Source organism: Paraburkholderia sp. SIMBA_030, assembly GCF_046535245.1.
Taxonomy (GTDB): domain Bacteria; phylum Pseudomonadota; class Gammaproteobacteria; order Burkholderiales; family Burkholderiaceae; genus Paraburkholderia.
The window spans coordinates 286,487-301,496 of record NZ_JAWRXB010000007.1 but is presented as its reverse complement, the minus strand read 5'-3'; the positions used below and the strand labels follow the sequence as shown (position 1 = coordinate 301,496).

9 protein-coding genes are annotated in these 15,010 nt (G+C 55.8%); 5 read left to right on the top strand and 4 right to left on the bottom strand.

Features of this window, described 5'->3' with window-relative positions; translation table 11 throughout:
- Window positions 1-98: 98 nt before the first annotated feature.
- Complete coding sequence (locus SB772_RS14625) at window positions 99-959, top strand: class I SAM-dependent methyltransferase (protein ID WP_410833946.1); 861 nt, start codon at window positions 99-101, stop codon at window positions 957-959.
- A 297-nt stretch (window positions 960-1,256) separates the two neighbouring features.
- Here SB772_RS14625 and SB772_RS14620 read toward each other — a convergent pair whose 3' ends face one another.
- From SB772_RS14620 to SB772_RS14605, 4 genes are all read right to left on the bottom strand, one after another.
- Window positions 1,257-2,798, bottom strand: a complete 1,542-nt coding sequence (locus SB772_RS14620) for a hypothetical protein (protein ID WP_410833945.1) — start codon at window positions 2,796-2,798, stop codon at window positions 1,257-1,259.
- A 266-nt stretch (window positions 2,799-3,064) separates the two neighbouring features.
- On the bottom strand, window positions 3,065-3,811 hold the full coding sequence (locus SB772_RS14615) for a class I SAM-dependent methyltransferase (RefSeq protein ID WP_410833944.1): 747 nt from the start codon (window positions 3,809-3,811) through the stop codon (window positions 3,065-3,067).
- A 414-nt stretch (window positions 3,812-4,225) separates the two neighbouring features.
- Window positions 4,226-9,364: a glycoside hydrolase family 99-like domain-containing protein gene (locus SB772_RS14610; protein WP_410833943.1), complete on the bottom strand. Its 5,139-nt coding sequence runs from the start codon at window positions 9,362-9,364 to the stop codon at window positions 4,226-4,228.
- 11 nt (window positions 9,365-9,375) lie between these two features.
- The gene (locus tag SB772_RS14605; RefSeq protein WP_410833942.1) at window positions 9,376-10,776 is read right to left on the bottom strand and encodes an ABC transporter ATP-binding protein; all 1,401 of its coding nucleotides are present in this window, start codon (window positions 10,774-10,776) and stop codon (window positions 9,376-9,378) included.
- A gap of 256 nt (window positions 10,777-11,032) precedes the next feature.
- On the opposite strand from SB772_RS14605, the gene cysC reads away from it, so the two are divergent.
- From cysC to SB772_RS14585, 4 genes are all read left to right on the top strand, one after another.
- Complete coding sequence (gene cysC / locus SB772_RS14600; protein WP_410833941.1) at window positions 11,033-11,689, top strand: adenylyl-sulfate kinase; 657 nt, start codon at window positions 11,033-11,035, stop codon at window positions 11,687-11,689.
- Between the two features lie 80 nt (window positions 11,690-11,769).
- The gene (locus SB772_RS14595) at window positions 11,770-12,585 is read left to right on the top strand and encodes a sulfotransferase family protein (protein ID WP_410833940.1); all 816 of its coding nucleotides are present in this window, start codon (window positions 11,770-11,772) and stop codon (window positions 12,583-12,585) included.
- Window positions 12,586-12,806: 221 nt separating this feature from the next.
- Window positions 12,807-13,631: an ABC transporter permease gene (locus tag SB772_RS14590; RefSeq protein ID WP_410833939.1), complete on the top strand. Its 825-nt coding sequence runs from the start codon at window positions 12,807-12,809 to the stop codon at window positions 13,629-13,631.
- A complete protein-coding gene (locus SB772_RS14585) occupies window positions 13,621-15,009 on the top strand; it encodes an ABC transporter ATP-binding protein (RefSeq protein ID WP_410833938.1) in 1,389 nt (462 codons plus the stop codon). The genes SB772_RS14590 and SB772_RS14585 overlap by 11 nt, the downstream gene beginning before the upstream one ends.
- Window position 15,010: the final 1 nt, after the last annotated feature.

Sequence of the window (15,010 nt, the reverse complement as noted above, 5' to 3'; positions counted from 1 at the left end):
GCTGATGGGCGGTTAAACAAAGTGCCCCACAATATAGAGTAGACTGCCCCCGGATTAGATCCAAACCGATTTGCCCCGCAAACACAGGAGCGTAGTTTATGGACCGTGCAGAGATCTATGAGTTGGTTAACACCGCAGTCGCCGCAGGACAGAATCCGTACGCTGTACTCCGCAAACTCCCGGTTGACGCTGTGGGGGATGTCCTGATGTACATCCCGCCCGAATACGAAGCCGCGCGGCGTGCATTGCCGCCGATGGCTCCAGATGCCATTCAGGACAGTTGGACGGGAACACATGGCTACCCGTTGCTATTGCAGAGCTCAGCGTTCATCAGAGTACTGGAAAACGGGTTCAGACGGTATGCGGGACGCCCGCTTGATGACACGAAGATCCTAGACTACGGTTGCGGGTGGGGACGCCTGATCCGACTCTTGTACCGGTTCACAGACCCAGCAAACATCTTCGGCTGTGATCCTTGGGATCGATCCATTGAGCTTTGTCGTGAAAGTCGTTTGGCGGGTACCTTTGCGATCTCGGAATACATTCCGACGAAAACTCCCTTCCCGGGGCAGAAATTCGATCTTATCTATGCATTTTCAGTTTTCACGCACTTGTCTGCAAGAAGCGGAAAGGCCGTGATGGACGTGTGCAGGCAGTCAATCGCCGACAACGGTCTAATGGTCGTCACGATCCGCCCGCTGTCCTATTGGGTCTCGCATGACCAAAAGCAGAACGTCGTTGATGTTGCGGCCATGCAGCGCGACCACGTCGAGAAGGGTTTCGCCTATACGCCTCACGGTCGCGAACCAATCGACGGTGACATCACTTATGGAGATACATCGATGACGCTTGACTACATCAAACGGAACTGGGACGGATGGGACGTTGCAGGCGTCGAATTTAATCTGCAAGACCCGTTTCAGACAATCGTGTTTTTACGACCCGTCAAGTTATCCTAGATTAGATATTTGGCAGGCTCACAACGCTAAATGCGCTGAACGGAACAAAGGTCGGCGCCGACTTGCTTGGGAATATGGCCTGATGCCGGACGTCTGCAACTCGACATCGCAGGTATCGTCAATATCCATGAGTTGACGATCCAGAAGCGCCGCGGCGGGTCTCCCGCCGCAATCCTTCCCATGCTAAAGCACGAGCAATGTCCTGCGGTCTGCCAGTTTAGCCGTAGCCGTGTATCCCTCGGAAAACACGACCACCGCTATAGCCAACGAAGTGCCGAATAATCCAGCTTTTATTTGCTACTCCTTCAGGAAAATATCGCAAAGCTCAAGGCGCTTCACAGAAGTCGGTTTGAACCCGCCTTCGACACGGGCTTCGAAATCTGGTTTTCTTGCGTCCCGGCAAACCAGCACGGCAGACGGTTGCAGGCCGCCGAAATATTTGCTGGGCTCAGCAACGATACCGTCAAAGTCTTGGAAATGCGTCATCACCACGAAGCCCTTGCGGTTACTGTAGTACGGAAATTCGCTGCTCCAGTCGTCACCATATACCACGATGGGCCTCGCCGGATCAGTATTGTCGCGCACGAAATACGCACTCGCGAGCACTGGATCGTCCGGACCGTGCACGACACGCATCGCAACGAAGTTATCGCCGGTCCTGAAAGTATGTATGTTGACGGCCACCAGCGCCACAGTCGCCACCGCACCGGCTACTGAAAGGAGCCGGTTTCTATTTGTCATCGCTCCGGCAAGTGCCACGCTGACTGAAAAAATTGCCAGGAACTCATTTGAGAGCTGATAGTACTCATGCACGAACTGCAGGTTGGTGAAAATCATGAAGTACGACAGGAACAATGCCGCGCCAACGATGATAGCGATCCGATGCTTCCAGTCGAGCACCAGTAGTCCCATCAGAACGATGCCGATGCCGAGCCAGCCGCCCATGTTCCGGACAATGTTGCGCAGCCAGATCACCCACAGCCAAAGCTTCCAGTTCAACCTGTCTCCGCCAAAATTCCATTGCATCAATGCGTCAGACGTGAGCTGACTGCCGAACACGCTGTGGAGTTTGACGATATCGCTGTACTTGGCCCACGCCGCGCCAATGATGAAGGGGATGACGATTCCGATGATTCCAGCCCACAACACGCGTGCGCGAAGGCGATCGGCCACGATTTCGCGCCAGCCCACGGCGAGCAGCCAGAAGCCAAACACGGGAACGAGCGGCAGGACGGTAGTCGACTTCTGCAGAATCGAGAGAGTCAGCCATACACCCGCTAGCACGGCGGTGCGCATTGACCGATCACCTTGAATCATGCTGAGCGCGTAAGCGATGAAATACATCGTAAAGAAGAGCGCCGCCGTCTCCATAAGGAACGCGGAGCCGAAAAACAGATCAAGGGGAGCCGAAAAAAAGACGCCGCAGAACGCAAAGAAATAGAACAGCCATTTCTCACCGAAGATACTCTTGCTGATGCGCGCCGCCGGCAATGCGCACAACACAAGGAATACATAGGCCGTTAGCTTGCCAACGCGGTCGAGGTCCAGGTCGAGCGGACATGAGATAGCCGCAACGATCCACTGATAGATTGGAAACTCAAAAGGAATCGACCATGGATAGCCAGCTACTGGTGTTTCGTAAGCTAGCTTGAATCCATCATGACATGCCCAGTACGACGTGATGGCGGTCTGCGTCTGCCGGAAAGAGAACGCTGGCACGAGCATGTGGTGCCCGCTATACCGAATCGAAATGTAGGCTGAATACAGGAGCGCCAGTGCGGCGACAATAGCAGCAACGGCAAGGATAACCGATCGGTTTCGTTCTCGAACTTGGTTCATTTCGCCACTCTGTCAACATGAGCCGCGAATTATAGAACATATGAATCGGGAGTCGCCTCGTCGGTAGTCAGTCTGCAGACGTATTGAGGCCGGCAGCCCCAGGCGTCCACCGCCGCCGACAGTGACCGTTTCCGATATCAAGCCACTAAAGATCCAGAATTCGTCTTCAGAACCGGCAGTCCTTTAACGTGCCGAAGCCAGTCGTCGTTAACAAGGATCATTGCTCGGGGCATGCAAATCTCCGCGATACAGTCGCTAAGTTGCAATCAGCCCCCCCGAGCAATCAGGGAATAAGGACTTTGATATTTTCGAATATTATTGCCCTCGGCCATGAAGTCGCGATTTTCGATTACTGTCGCATCAACGCCATCGTAAGCATCTTCATTACAAAATAGCGACATGCAGTCGGTACACACATCTCCACCCCAATTGATCCGCTCCTGAACAAGAATCCTGCCGTGGGATGCAGCGACAAGCTCCGCGAAAAGCTGATGCGACACGTCCATGGCGCGGCCATGATCGTTGGGAAGGCCTTGGGAAGCCTCTAGCCAATTCGAATGGTGAATAAACGCAACGCCGTCTGGGGAAAGTTTCTTGATAATTTGAGGAATATAACTTTCAAGAACGTCCATGGACGCATGTACCAAGGAGTCAAACGAGAAGACAAAGTCAACCGAATGGTCCTGCGCAAGATCTAAAGATCTACCGTCGTTCTTGTGAAATGTTGCCTTCTCGATTCGAGCAAACCTGCTATTACAGGCATCAACGCACTCCTGCGAGAGGTCAACTCCCTGGTAGCTGTCACAGGCAGCGAGCAGAAAGCGCGTCCAGCGTCCGAAGCCTGGCGCGATCTCAAGGACAGACTTTGCGGGCAAGAACGCGCTAATCCGCGGATATAGTGAGCCAAGCCATTGGGCACGACTGCCGCCCCACATAGAACTCCACTCTTCACCGGCACCTGACCAATCGTAATCGCCATCCCAATAGTGAGAGTTAAACTCAACGTTGCCCATATGACGCCCCTTTCCGAAAGAGTGTGTCTTCATAGTACAGCAGACTAGCGGTATTCGACCTTCGGATCCCGCCACGATTCTAGGTAGGTTCGGACGTACTGGCTTCGCTGACAAGTCCGAGGGACGTCAACAAAGCGGACAACGGAATCACAATTCGCAAATGGGTAACCACATGGCTCCGCTCCAGAATCAACTCGTTCGCCCCGAAGCGGGGTGGTCTTCCACAACACCGCGTGATCGTGTGCATGAGAGCCCTGTGCAGGCCGCGGCGACCAAACAGGCGACGAAAATCGCCAGGATTGACATGAGGGGATGCGGGCAGTCCAAGGATTACCCCGATTCCGCTCGCGAAAAAGAACGCGCCGCGCTGTGGCAATACGGTACGACCGCGCTGGCACGCGCCCCGTAACCTGCTTAACCTCGCATGGTCGCTGAATCGCCGTCGAGTAGGCCATCGTCCAGGTTGAACTGGGAACAAAGGTGACGCGCGTATCCATCTGCAATTGCGACTACCGAATCATCCACCTCGTACGTTTCTCTCACCCACAACTGAATGCTGCGGATTTCCTTCAGTTGCGCTTCGCCGAACCCACCAATGGTCACGCTACGCCCATGGCGACGATGCAAGTTGAGCGAGTCGGGGACAAAAGCAACCTTCCCCTCTTCCATGACCCGAAGATAGACCATCCAGTCGCCCGCGACCCGGAACTGCTGCACATCGTCGAAATGGTTCCGAAGCACGCTGGCCAATTCAGAGCGCCGAAATACCACCGCGCTAACGTTCGGAATGGTGTTCTTGACAGCCAACGCATCGCGGATCTCACTAGCTCCGGAGATCACGTAAGGTTCGTTCCATTTCGTCGTGGAAATGTCGGCCACGTAGCCACGGTAGTCGTCGCACAGAATCTCTCCGGACTCGGCCATCTGCCTCGATTCGGAATAGCTTAGTACAACCGACTCATCATTGAAGCCCGCCGTCACCCCAGACAAAAACTCCGGCAGCGCCAGATCGTCCGCCTCAGCAATCCAGACATAGTCACCGCGCGCGACTTCTACGCCACGCTTCCACTGTGCGAACACCGAACCCGAATTGGATTCGTTAACAATCAGGCGGTTGTCGACCATTTGATTGACGAGCTTCGCCTTGATGACCGCCACGCTGTCGTCGGTTGAACAGTCGTCAAGCACAATCAATTCATAGATCGGGTACTTCTGCTTGAGGATCGAATCCAGACGCTCACCGATGAAACGCGCGTAGTTAAAGTTAGGAACTATCACCGACGTACGTTTGAACCCGCACCCGAGCATATCAAGCAGATCGTACAGGTAGTGCCTGAAGGAAAATTCCTCAGCGATGATGCGAGCACCTGTCGTGCCCAGTTGATTTGCCCGCACAGGACTTTCCAGCAACTCCCGAATCGCGCCTGTGAAAGCTAAGACGTCCTCAAGCGGCGCAAGCAATCCACAACCCCGCACCAACAAATCACTCGCTCCGGTAGCACCTTCGAACGCAACGACGGGCACTCCGACTTCGAGCGCCTCCAGTACGACAGAGGGGAATGGATCTTCCCGCGAGGTCAATGCAAAAACGTCCGCGCCCGCGTAGTAAGCGTCGGTATCGGACTCCAGACCCGGGAAGATGAACCTTGCACGGGTGCTGTGACCATCGAGTCGAGCGTCGACTTCGCTTCGAGCATCCGCGTCCCAATGGCCGACCCAGACAAAATACACATCACCGAGATTGGAAGCCAACTCGCAGCCAATCTGCGCGAACAAGTCCACGCCTTTACGATGATCGGCGAAGCCAACACCCAACACGATCTTCGCGTCTTTCGGCAAATGAAGTTTTTCGCGCAGCAATGAGCGCGCGCGCTCACGATCCCCACGCAGCAGGTTTCGCTTATAAAGTCCCTGCGGCCTGACCAGAGCACGGCCGCCTTCAACCGGTGCAAGTTGCTCGAACGACTCTTGAACCGAAGCCGCCGGAAAGACAACTTGCGTCGCGCATTTGCTTATCTGCTCAGCGTGGCGCTCGAGCTGATATTTGCCGAGCATGCCCTGCAATTCGTGGATGAGCGCTACGCACTTGATACCACCTAGCGTCAATGTGCCGGCGAATAGACCCGACACTGTCGTGTTGCACAACGCGGCGTTGAATCCCTGCCGAGCGAGTCGCTTCACCAATGCGTGGGCTTCGTCCCCTTCCGGATCTATACCCTTGAGGTCATACACCGTACCCCAACGCGCAAATTCGTCACTCAGGCGGCCGTCACCGAGCAAAACAATGGCAACCTCGACACCAAAGTCCGTCGCAAGCGTTCGAGCAAGATTCAACGCAAGGAATTGCGCACCATGCGGATGCGCATCGTGCGATACAACCACCACCCGATGGCCGCTAGTAAACGTGTTAGCCCGCGTCAATGCGTCGTTGGTCGCCTGCAGCCAGGCGTAGCCATATTTCCGGTCCGGCTCAAGGTGGGCGCCCTCAGCCCATTCGTTCCATGCATTGATGAACACAAGTCGCTCGTCAGGGGCCTCAATCTGGCGGACCGTTTCAACGGCCGCGTTGTACAGCCACTCTTCGTAAAGCTTCGGAGTGGAGCCAACAAAAGCCGTGCCTCGGCCAGGCTTGCGCGCCTCGTTGTCCCACGACGGCGTGACGCCACGAAACAGCCGGTAATCTGGCGCCTCGTACGCCCGGCTTCGCTCCACATAGTGCGTCCAGTCGAGCACGTGTCCAGCGTGGTTACGGTTGATGAACGTTACGCTGTCGGCTCGCGAGGGCGGTTCATTGTTGTTCGGCGGGAATTCGACTGCAGCGTCGAACCCATATTCACGCGGATCCACCTTCTCGAACGATTGGGTATATGCCAGATAGAGTTCGCCCAGACCGTTTTCACGGGCCCACTCGCGCCAGCGCTTGACTGTCGCGCGCGCGTCCGGCAGCAGGTTCGGACGGTACACCATAAGATAGGGACGTCCACCGATACGGATGTATCTCGGATCGCGCATGTACTTGGCAACATGTTCGATAAACGCGATATCGTCTTCAGGAGAGTGATGCTGCGAAATGAGCAACTCCTGATCAAGCCCATCCCAACGGCGCGTCCAATTCTCATTCGCCCAACAGAGACAAAATGGGAGATCGAATTCCGCGTGATCGAGATATTGGCGGATTGGGGCTTCCATCAAGCGTTTGCCGCCAAACCAATAGAAATAGAAGCAAAATCCGCCGAGCCCCGCCGCCTTCGCAAGTTCGACCTGGCGGCGCTGGACATCCGGAACACGAAGGTCGTAAAAACCAAGCTCGCCCGGCAAATGAGGTTGATAGTGCCCTGCAAACTGCGGCACCGCCCTCGTGACGTTCGTCCACTCTGTAAAGCCCCGTCCCCACCATTCGTCGTTTTCCGCAAACGGATGAAACTGCGGAAGATAGAAAGCGATTGCACGAATCGGCACCTCGCGAGGCGCAACCGGCGGGAGCGCCTGATAGTCGGCTGCAGGACTAACTGCGGTCACCGGGAGAACCTGCGATGCCAAATTCGTTTCATCAATCTGGGGCGCTGGCATGTTGGAGTTGGGACCAATATCACTAGCCGGAGGCACCGGCGCGGGCACCGCTGCACCACGTAGTCGTGCCCGCAACTCCGCCCAATCCTTGTACGCGCGCGTATGGGAAAACAAGCTTGGGAAAAAACGGAAGCATGCGCCTTTAGCGCGACGCTTGAGCCGTTCCGACACGGGCAGTCGACGATAGAGAATTTTCACCGCCGAACGGATCGCAGCTGAACGCTGCTCCCCACCTTTCGCCAAGCGCCCTACAAAACGGTATGGCTTCGTGATCTTCCAAGATGTGCTCGCGACTATCTTATTGATCTGCTCGTCACGCAAATGCACCCGTTCGTCCACAAGACGCACCTGCTCGTCTCGCTGCAGGAGTTCCGCCACCAACCGGCTGTGTTCGCCAGCAAAGACCTCGCGATCCCGTTCAAGCCCAGCAATGCGATTATCGCGTTCCACAATCGCCTTATGTAGTTCGCTGAGCCTCCCCTGCGTTTCCACCCTCATCCTGCCCGCTTCGGCTATTACGTCCCGCGCCCGCTCAAATGCTGCCCATCGGCTTTCCGCAACGCCAGCAGTTGGTCTTGCAGTTTGACTATCAATCCCCGAATGCTTCGGCGTACCCGGCGCCGTTTCATCCTGCACCTGGACCAAGTCCGACATCCCATCGATGTCGTGCACGAGCTCCAGCATGCGTGTATCGGTTTCACGCAGAAGATCGCCGACTGCCTCAATGTTGCCCTGCGCGGCGAACCGCACGATGATCGCCCAACCTTGCGTTGCTCGCGCGAGAACTTCTTGCGGAACTGGCACCTCGAACCAGGGATCATCACCCGTCACGATCAACGTGGCAGGCGCGACCGACGACAGAAAGTACGAGCTATGCACCTGACCCAACGTCTGCGGTTGTCCGTCCCACGCCCACGCAACCGAGCCATCGGCATCGAGAAGCTCAATGCTTCCGAGACGCATTGCGCAGGGCCGGTCGCTGAGATCTAGCCGAAGCCCACGCACGGACACACTCTCCCCAGGCTCGCGAATCTCCAGACGAACAGACTGCTCACTGTCATCCGCTAGCACGTAGCTACCAATCGCGTGCCGCTCGGTCCACGTGTCCTCTGAGACAACGTGCCAATATAATTTGCATTCGATGCGCCCGTCCTGCACCTTACCCAGGTTAGCGCTGGCCCCTTCCGCAGCCTCGTACACACTACTCTCAAGCGAGGGCAACGGGCCGTCAGACGCAACGGCGACGAAATAGAGCGGGCGAGCAACTCCCGAGTGCTCCGCGGCATCTTCCGCATCTTTCCCCGGCAGCGTATGCAGGTGCGACACCGCATCTGCCAACGGGGCCAAAACTGACCCCGTCACCACGCGCTGACCATACATGTCTATATTCGCGAACTGCGATCGCAACAGCGATTCGAACTCGTCCAGATATAACTCTTTGACATGCCATGGATTGGCATAACCAGTCACGTCCGAATATTCATATTTATTCGGACTTGAAATCACCACAACGCCGCCCGGCTTCAGCACTCGCTTGATCTCGCGGATCATGGCTTCGTGCTGGTCATGATGCTCAATCGTCTCGAAGCTCACGACAAGATCGACACTTGCGTTCGCTAACGGAATATCGGCCGCTGAACCCACCTTGAATTCGAGATTCGATGTCCGGTGCAGATACTGTGTTTGCGCATGACGAATTGCTTCTTCACTGATGTCTACACCGATGACTGACGCCGCAAGACTGGACAAGGCATATGAGCCGTAGCCCTCTCCGCACGCGATGTCCAGTACACGCAGGCCAGCGGCCAGTTTACGCGCAACGACGTACCGATGCATGTGCTCGAGTTCAATCTCGGTGGACATCCCCGGGATATAGCGCTCACCATCCCATGCAAGATCTTGCTCGGATTGAACATCATGTTCGGACTCAACGCCCGTGTTCGGCGTCGCGCCGTGAATATTTTCCAAACGGTTGTTCGACATAAAAGCTCTGGTTACCGGATGGCGGACAAAGTGGTAACGCCGACCCGGAGCATAGGAATAGCGAGAAGATGGTGCGCAGTACTGGACGCGTGGACCTTGACCGGCAACGCGTCGTGTATCCAGTGAAGCTGAACGTGCCGTTGTTGTGTGCCGTCGGCGATCGCCACATTGATTGAATAGTCGCCAGTCGGCAATATCGGCATCGCAAACGTGAAACGCGCAACGAGAATATCGCCGTCGCCACATGAGACCGGCCGGTCCCGATAGTTCAAGTAGGTATTGTCGCCGAACAACGGCTGGCCCAAGCCATCGTTGAAGAAAAACCCGACAATCGCTGAGTCGATCTCGCTCCTGATCTGTGCCGTCACCCGAAGCGTGACAGACTCCCCCCCAACAACCCATGCGAGCGGTGAGCCATCTTCGTCAACGAGTTCAACATTCACAATGCGAGCATCCCCGCTGCCAAAAGACGCGGCAGAGGGCTCGAACCGCAAAACCTCTATATCGTTGCGGTACTTCGATTGATTGACTTCAGAAAGTCTGTTATCGCGACCGGCCTCGACAACAAGCGAGCGCGCCGGTTGTTCAAGCGGCTTTACAGGTGCGTTGGCAGCATTCGGCAGCCCTGCCTCGTAATATGCCTCCAGGTAGGCCTCGCACACCTCATCAGGATCCCCTGACTGCATGACGACGCCTTTGTCGATCCAGATTACACGCGTGCAGAGCTTCTTGACCGTCGACGTGTCATGGCTGACAAAAAGGATCGTTCCCGTCTCGCGAAAGCGGTCCATAAAGCGTAGACACTTCTGGTTGAAAAAGGCATCGCCCACGGCGAGCGCTTCGTCGACGACAAGGATGTCGGCATCGACATGCGCAATGACAGCGAACGCCAACCGAACGAACATGCCGCTGGAGTATGTCTTGACAGGTTGATCGACGAAATCGCCGATGTCCGCAAACGCAATGATGTCGTCAAGACGCTCGTCGATCTGGCGCCGGGCCAACCCATGCAATTGCGCGTTCAGATAAATGTTCTCGCGGCCGGTATATTCCAGATCAAATCCCGACCCCAACTCCAGAAGCGCCGCAACGCGACCAGTGGTTTCCACGGAGCCGCCGGTCGGGTTCAACGTCTGGCAGACAATCTGCAGAAGTGTGCTCTTGCCTGAACCGTTGCGTCCGATGACGCCGATCGTTTCACCTTTGGCCACGTCGAAGCTGACGCCGTTCAGCGCCCAGAACATCTTCCCGTATGTTTCCGACTGTGCGCGCGCACACTCACGCCCCAACTGGGTCGGCAGAATGCGACTGACCAAGCTAAGCGCACCTTGCTTCAGACGATCGGCAGGCAACTCATACGAACTAAAACCCTTTGTCACTCCTGACGCTCGAATGACAATCTGACTAGACATGAAAGCCGCTTCCTTCGAAAGTGCTGAGAGACCGCGACCAAAACAGATTGCGGGCCCGCGAGAATTTATCCACCGTTATTTTACCAAACGTCGTTACCTACCAATCCGCAGGTGGAAGGATGCTCCACACGAAACTCGTTTGAGGCCACTAGGTTTGACTATAGCTTGTAACGAACTGTAACCATTGATCGCCGCCTTACAATTTGTGGTCTGCAATAATGGCCCGCCTCCAGATGTACATATATGCTTAACTGCTATGAGCTTTCGCCCCCACGCCGACCGTTCGGCATCGCTTCATGTAAGCTACGGCCGACCTAGCGCAGCCCCGGAAGCGCGGCAAGAGGATGTATACTCGCAGTCTCGTGAAAACCCAAACGCCGTGATCTGGCTGACCGGGCTGTCGGGTGCAGGAAAATCAACGCTAGGTCACCACGTGCGCCCACGGCTCGAAGCCCTCGGCTATCGCACTTATTTACTGGATGGAGACGTTCTTCGCACTGGCCTCAACGCAGACTTGGGATTCTCAGCGTCCGACCGCTCAGAAAACGTACGCCGCACTGCACACGTGGCGAATTTGATGGCCGACTCGGGGCTGCTAGTGCTCGTCGCCGCAATCGCACCATTCGCGGCAGATCGAGCGAAAGCCCGCGAAGTTGTGGGCAAACGTTTGCATGAAGTATTCGTTGCGGCGGATCTGGAAACCTGTCGGCGCCGCGACCCGAAGGGACTGTATGCCCGAGCGTTTAATGGGGAAATTCTCAATTTTACAGGCGTCGACTCCCCTTATGAACCACCGGAAGCCCCGGACCTGCTTCTCGACACGGGGAAACTAACCCTCGACGCGTGCTCGGACTCTTTGGTTGACTACATCATGCGCGCCGTCCCTCTGCGTAGCGCCTCGCCTCCCCTTTAGATACGATGAGCTAGATGCTCACGACGTAAGCCGTAGCCAAGAGGCGCACGGCTCAACCCTCACTCTATGTTTGCATTTCCATGTTCATCGTATTCGGATCGCCGCGTTCCGGCACCACCCTGCTGAAAGAATCGCTAAATCTTCATTCGGAAATCTTCATTCCGATGCAGACGACCGTCATCAGCACGGCCGCACATATCGCGGGCAGCACCAGTTCGTGGGAAAAAGCCTCCAGGGTCATAGCCGAGGCAATCATTGCATCAGATGATTACTCAACTGTATTCGCACCGTACCTTACCGAAGCTGAGATCCGGGGCGCAGTCAACAGTGCCGCCCCATCACTGGCCGGCGTGCTTGAGGCTATTTACGGAGCGCTGGCAGGCAAGCGCGGCAAACGCCTCTGCGGCGACAAGTCCCCTGACGATCTGCTTTCTATCCGCAAGCTGGAACAGGTAGGCCTGCTCGATTCACGGGTCATGTTCGTCCACATCGTGCGTGACGTTCGTGGATCCGTGGCGTCGTTGTTGAACGTAAACTGGGCTCCGCCCGGCATCGAAGAATACTTCCCCCGGATCTGGAATTACACAAATTTACATTTGTACAAGATGCTCAGCAAAAAACCCAACTACCTGCTCGTGAAATACGAGGAGTTGGTTACCGCTCCCGCTACTGTACTCGCGCGCATCACGGACCTACTCGGCGTGCCCTTCCAGGACTCCATGCTTGATGCAAGCAAACGCGGCGCAGAACTTCGGACCAATCCAAGCCACAGGAATCTCGGCCAGCCATTTCTCCCAGACCGGATAGACGCCTGGCGCAATGAACTGTCCCCCGAAGTCAGGGCACATTGCGAGTACAGTGCAAGAGAAGCGATGCAAATATTTGGTTACAAATGAAGCATTGAACGCCGGCCGTGGCAACACGCCACGCATTGTCGGCAAATGAGGAAATTCGCTATGCGATAATACGCACATGCTGCGTTAATCGCACCTTGCGAATCCCACGGCAAGAATCGACGCGGTGTTGCCATGTCAAGTGTGATTGGCACGGGTAAGGCCCCTGCTCGCAGGGAGCTTACCCGCTCGCGCGGGTTCGCCGTATCCTCTAGCTGAGATCCATGCAAAGTTTTAGTGCCTCGCCGATGTACCTCCTTACATCGATGGTGAAGAATCGCCGATTGATGTTTGATCTCGCCCGTCGAGATGCCGTCGGGCGATACAAAGGTTCGATGCTGGGCATATTCTGGTCCTTGCTCACGCCACTTCTCATGCTGAGCGTGTACACCTTCGTATTCAGCGGCGTTTTCAAGTCGCGCTGGGGCAACAGCGCCGTCCCGGGATCGCACGCACAATTTGCGGTCGTGCTGTTCGCGGGCATGATCATGTTCAACGTCTTCTCTGAGTGTGTGAATCGCGCGCCATCAATGGTGCTCGCGAACGCCAACTTCGTTAAGAAAATCATCTTCCCGCTCGAGATTCTTCCGTGCGTGTACCTGCTATCCGCACTCTTTCACGCGTGTGTAAGCATCGCTATCCTGCTCACCGCTGAGTTCCTGCTTCAGGGTTATATACCCATCACCGCGCTGCTGCTGCCACTCGTACTGATCCCGCTGTGCCTGTTGATTCTCGGCGCGTCCTGGATACTCTCCGCGACTGGCGTGTTCCTTCGCGACATTGGGCAAACGATCGGAATTTTCGTCACGGCGCTGATGTTCCTTTCGCCAATCTTCTTCCCCGTGTCATCGCTTCCGCCCCGGTTTCAAAGATTTGTGTTCTGGAATCCCCTCACGTTCCCGATCGAACAGAGCCGCAATGTACTGATTTGGGGCAAGCCTATCGACTGGGCGATGTGGGGCATATATCTGATGCTGAGCTCATTTGTCGCGTGGCTCGGTTTTGTGTGGTTCCAGAAAACACGCAAGGGATTCGCCGATGTCATCTGATGTTGTGATCCGCGTATCTGCTCTGGGAAAGGGTTTTCGCACCTACGAACATCCCGCGCATCGACTCAGACAGACACTCAATAACCTAGTCGCGCGCATAACGCCAATTCCTTCGTTAAAGGCGAAATTCCGACAACGAGCGCACGATGCTGCTCGCACGTTCTGGGCGCTGCGTAAAATCGACCTCGAGGTTCGCCGAGGCGAGACGGTCGGGATCATCGGGCGAAATGGTTCTGGAAAGAGCACACTATTGCAGATCATCTGTGGAACACTGTCTCCGACAGAAGGTTTGGTCCAAACGCAGGGGCGCATCGCCGCGCTGTTGGAACTCGGCTCCGGCTTCGATACGGAGTTCACTGGGCGCGAAAATGTGTATATGAACGGCCAGTTGCACGGACTGACTAAAGAACAGATCGATCAGCGTTTCGATGACATTGCCGCCTTCGCCGACATAGGCAAGTTCATCGATCAACCTGTTAAAACGTACTCCAGCGGCATGTTCGTCCGCCTTGCGTTTGCGGTGATCGCGCACGTCGACGCGGACATCCTGATCGTGGACGAAGCATTGGCTGTTGGTGACGCATTCTTCACTCAGAAATGCATGCGCTTCCTGCGCAAGTTCATGCAGACGGGCACGATCCTGTTCGTAAGTCACGATTCGTCGGCGGTTCGAAGCCTGTGCACAAAAGCGATCTGGATTGACCGAGGTTCGATCGTTGACTCCGGTGACCCGAAGGACGTCTGCAATCGATACCTCGAAGCCTACTACGAGGCTCAACAAGGCAAGAGCAAGATTGAGCCGGAACTGTCGCCGTTGCCGGTCTCCGCCGATAGTAACCGGGAAGACCAACGCAAGAAATTCACGTCTCGTCCGATGATCGATGCAACGAATTTCGTGTTCGATCCGGCCGATGCCGGCGAGCAACATGGCGCAGCAACAATTGAAGCTGTCCAACTGATCAAAGACGATGGCACCCCCTTGTCATGGACGATCGGCGGAGAGATCGTAACGCTACGTATCACGGCGAGGATTGCGCGGCACGTTGGCGAAGCGGTGATTGGTTTCACTGTGAAGGACAAGCTCGGACGCATGCTATTCGGCGACAACACGTTCTGGGCAACACGCGACAAACCAGTAGATTCGACTGACGGAGAAACCGTCACCGGCGAGTTCACGTTCGCCATGCCGATTCTTGTACCCGGGGACTACGCCGTTGACGTAGCCGTCGCCGACGCATCACGCCCATCGCAACAGGTTTTGCACTGGCTGCATGACGCATTTTTTTTCAAATCAGAGGCAGCAACTTCTTCCACCGGCCTGGTCGGGTTGCCGATGAGCGAGGCTTCGCTGACGCTTCGCCACACCGAAACAACCTGAG

Excerpts from the sequence above, each read along its gene's own strand:
- cysC (WP_410833941.1), top strand. The coding sequence starts at position 11,033 with ATGAGCTTTCGCCCCCACGCCGACCGTTCGGCATCGCTTCATGTAAGC.
- SB772_RS14585 (WP_410833938.1), top strand. The coding sequence starts at position 13,621 with ATGTCATCTGATGTTGTGATCCGCGTATCTGCTCTGGGAAAGGGTTTT.
- SB772_RS14605 (WP_410833942.1), bottom strand. The coding sequence starts at position 10,776 with ATGTCTAGTCAGATTGTCATTCGAGCGTCAGGAGTGACAAAGGGTTTT.
- SB772_RS14625 (WP_410833946.1), top strand. The coding sequence starts at position 99 with ATGGACCGTGCAGAGATCTATGAGTTGGTTAACACCGCAGTCGCCGCA.
- SB772_RS14590 (WP_410833939.1), top strand. The coding sequence starts at position 12,807 with ATGCAAAGTTTTAGTGCCTCGCCGATGTACCTCCTTACATCGATGGTG.
- SB772_RS14595 (WP_410833940.1), top strand. The coding sequence starts at position 11,770 with ATGTTCATCGTATTCGGATCGCCGCGTTCCGGCACCACCCTGCTGAAA.
- SB772_RS14620 (WP_410833945.1), bottom strand. The coding sequence starts at position 2,798 with ATGAACCAAGTTCGAGAACGAAACCGATCGGTTATCCTTGCCGTTGCT.
- SB772_RS14615 (WP_410833944.1), bottom strand. The coding sequence starts at position 3,811 with ATGGGCAACGTTGAGTTTAACTCTCACTATTGGGATGGCGATTACGAT.
- SB772_RS14610 (WP_410833943.1), bottom strand. The coding sequence starts at position 9,364 with ATGTCGAACAACCGTTTGGAAAATATTCACGGCGCGACGCCGAACACG.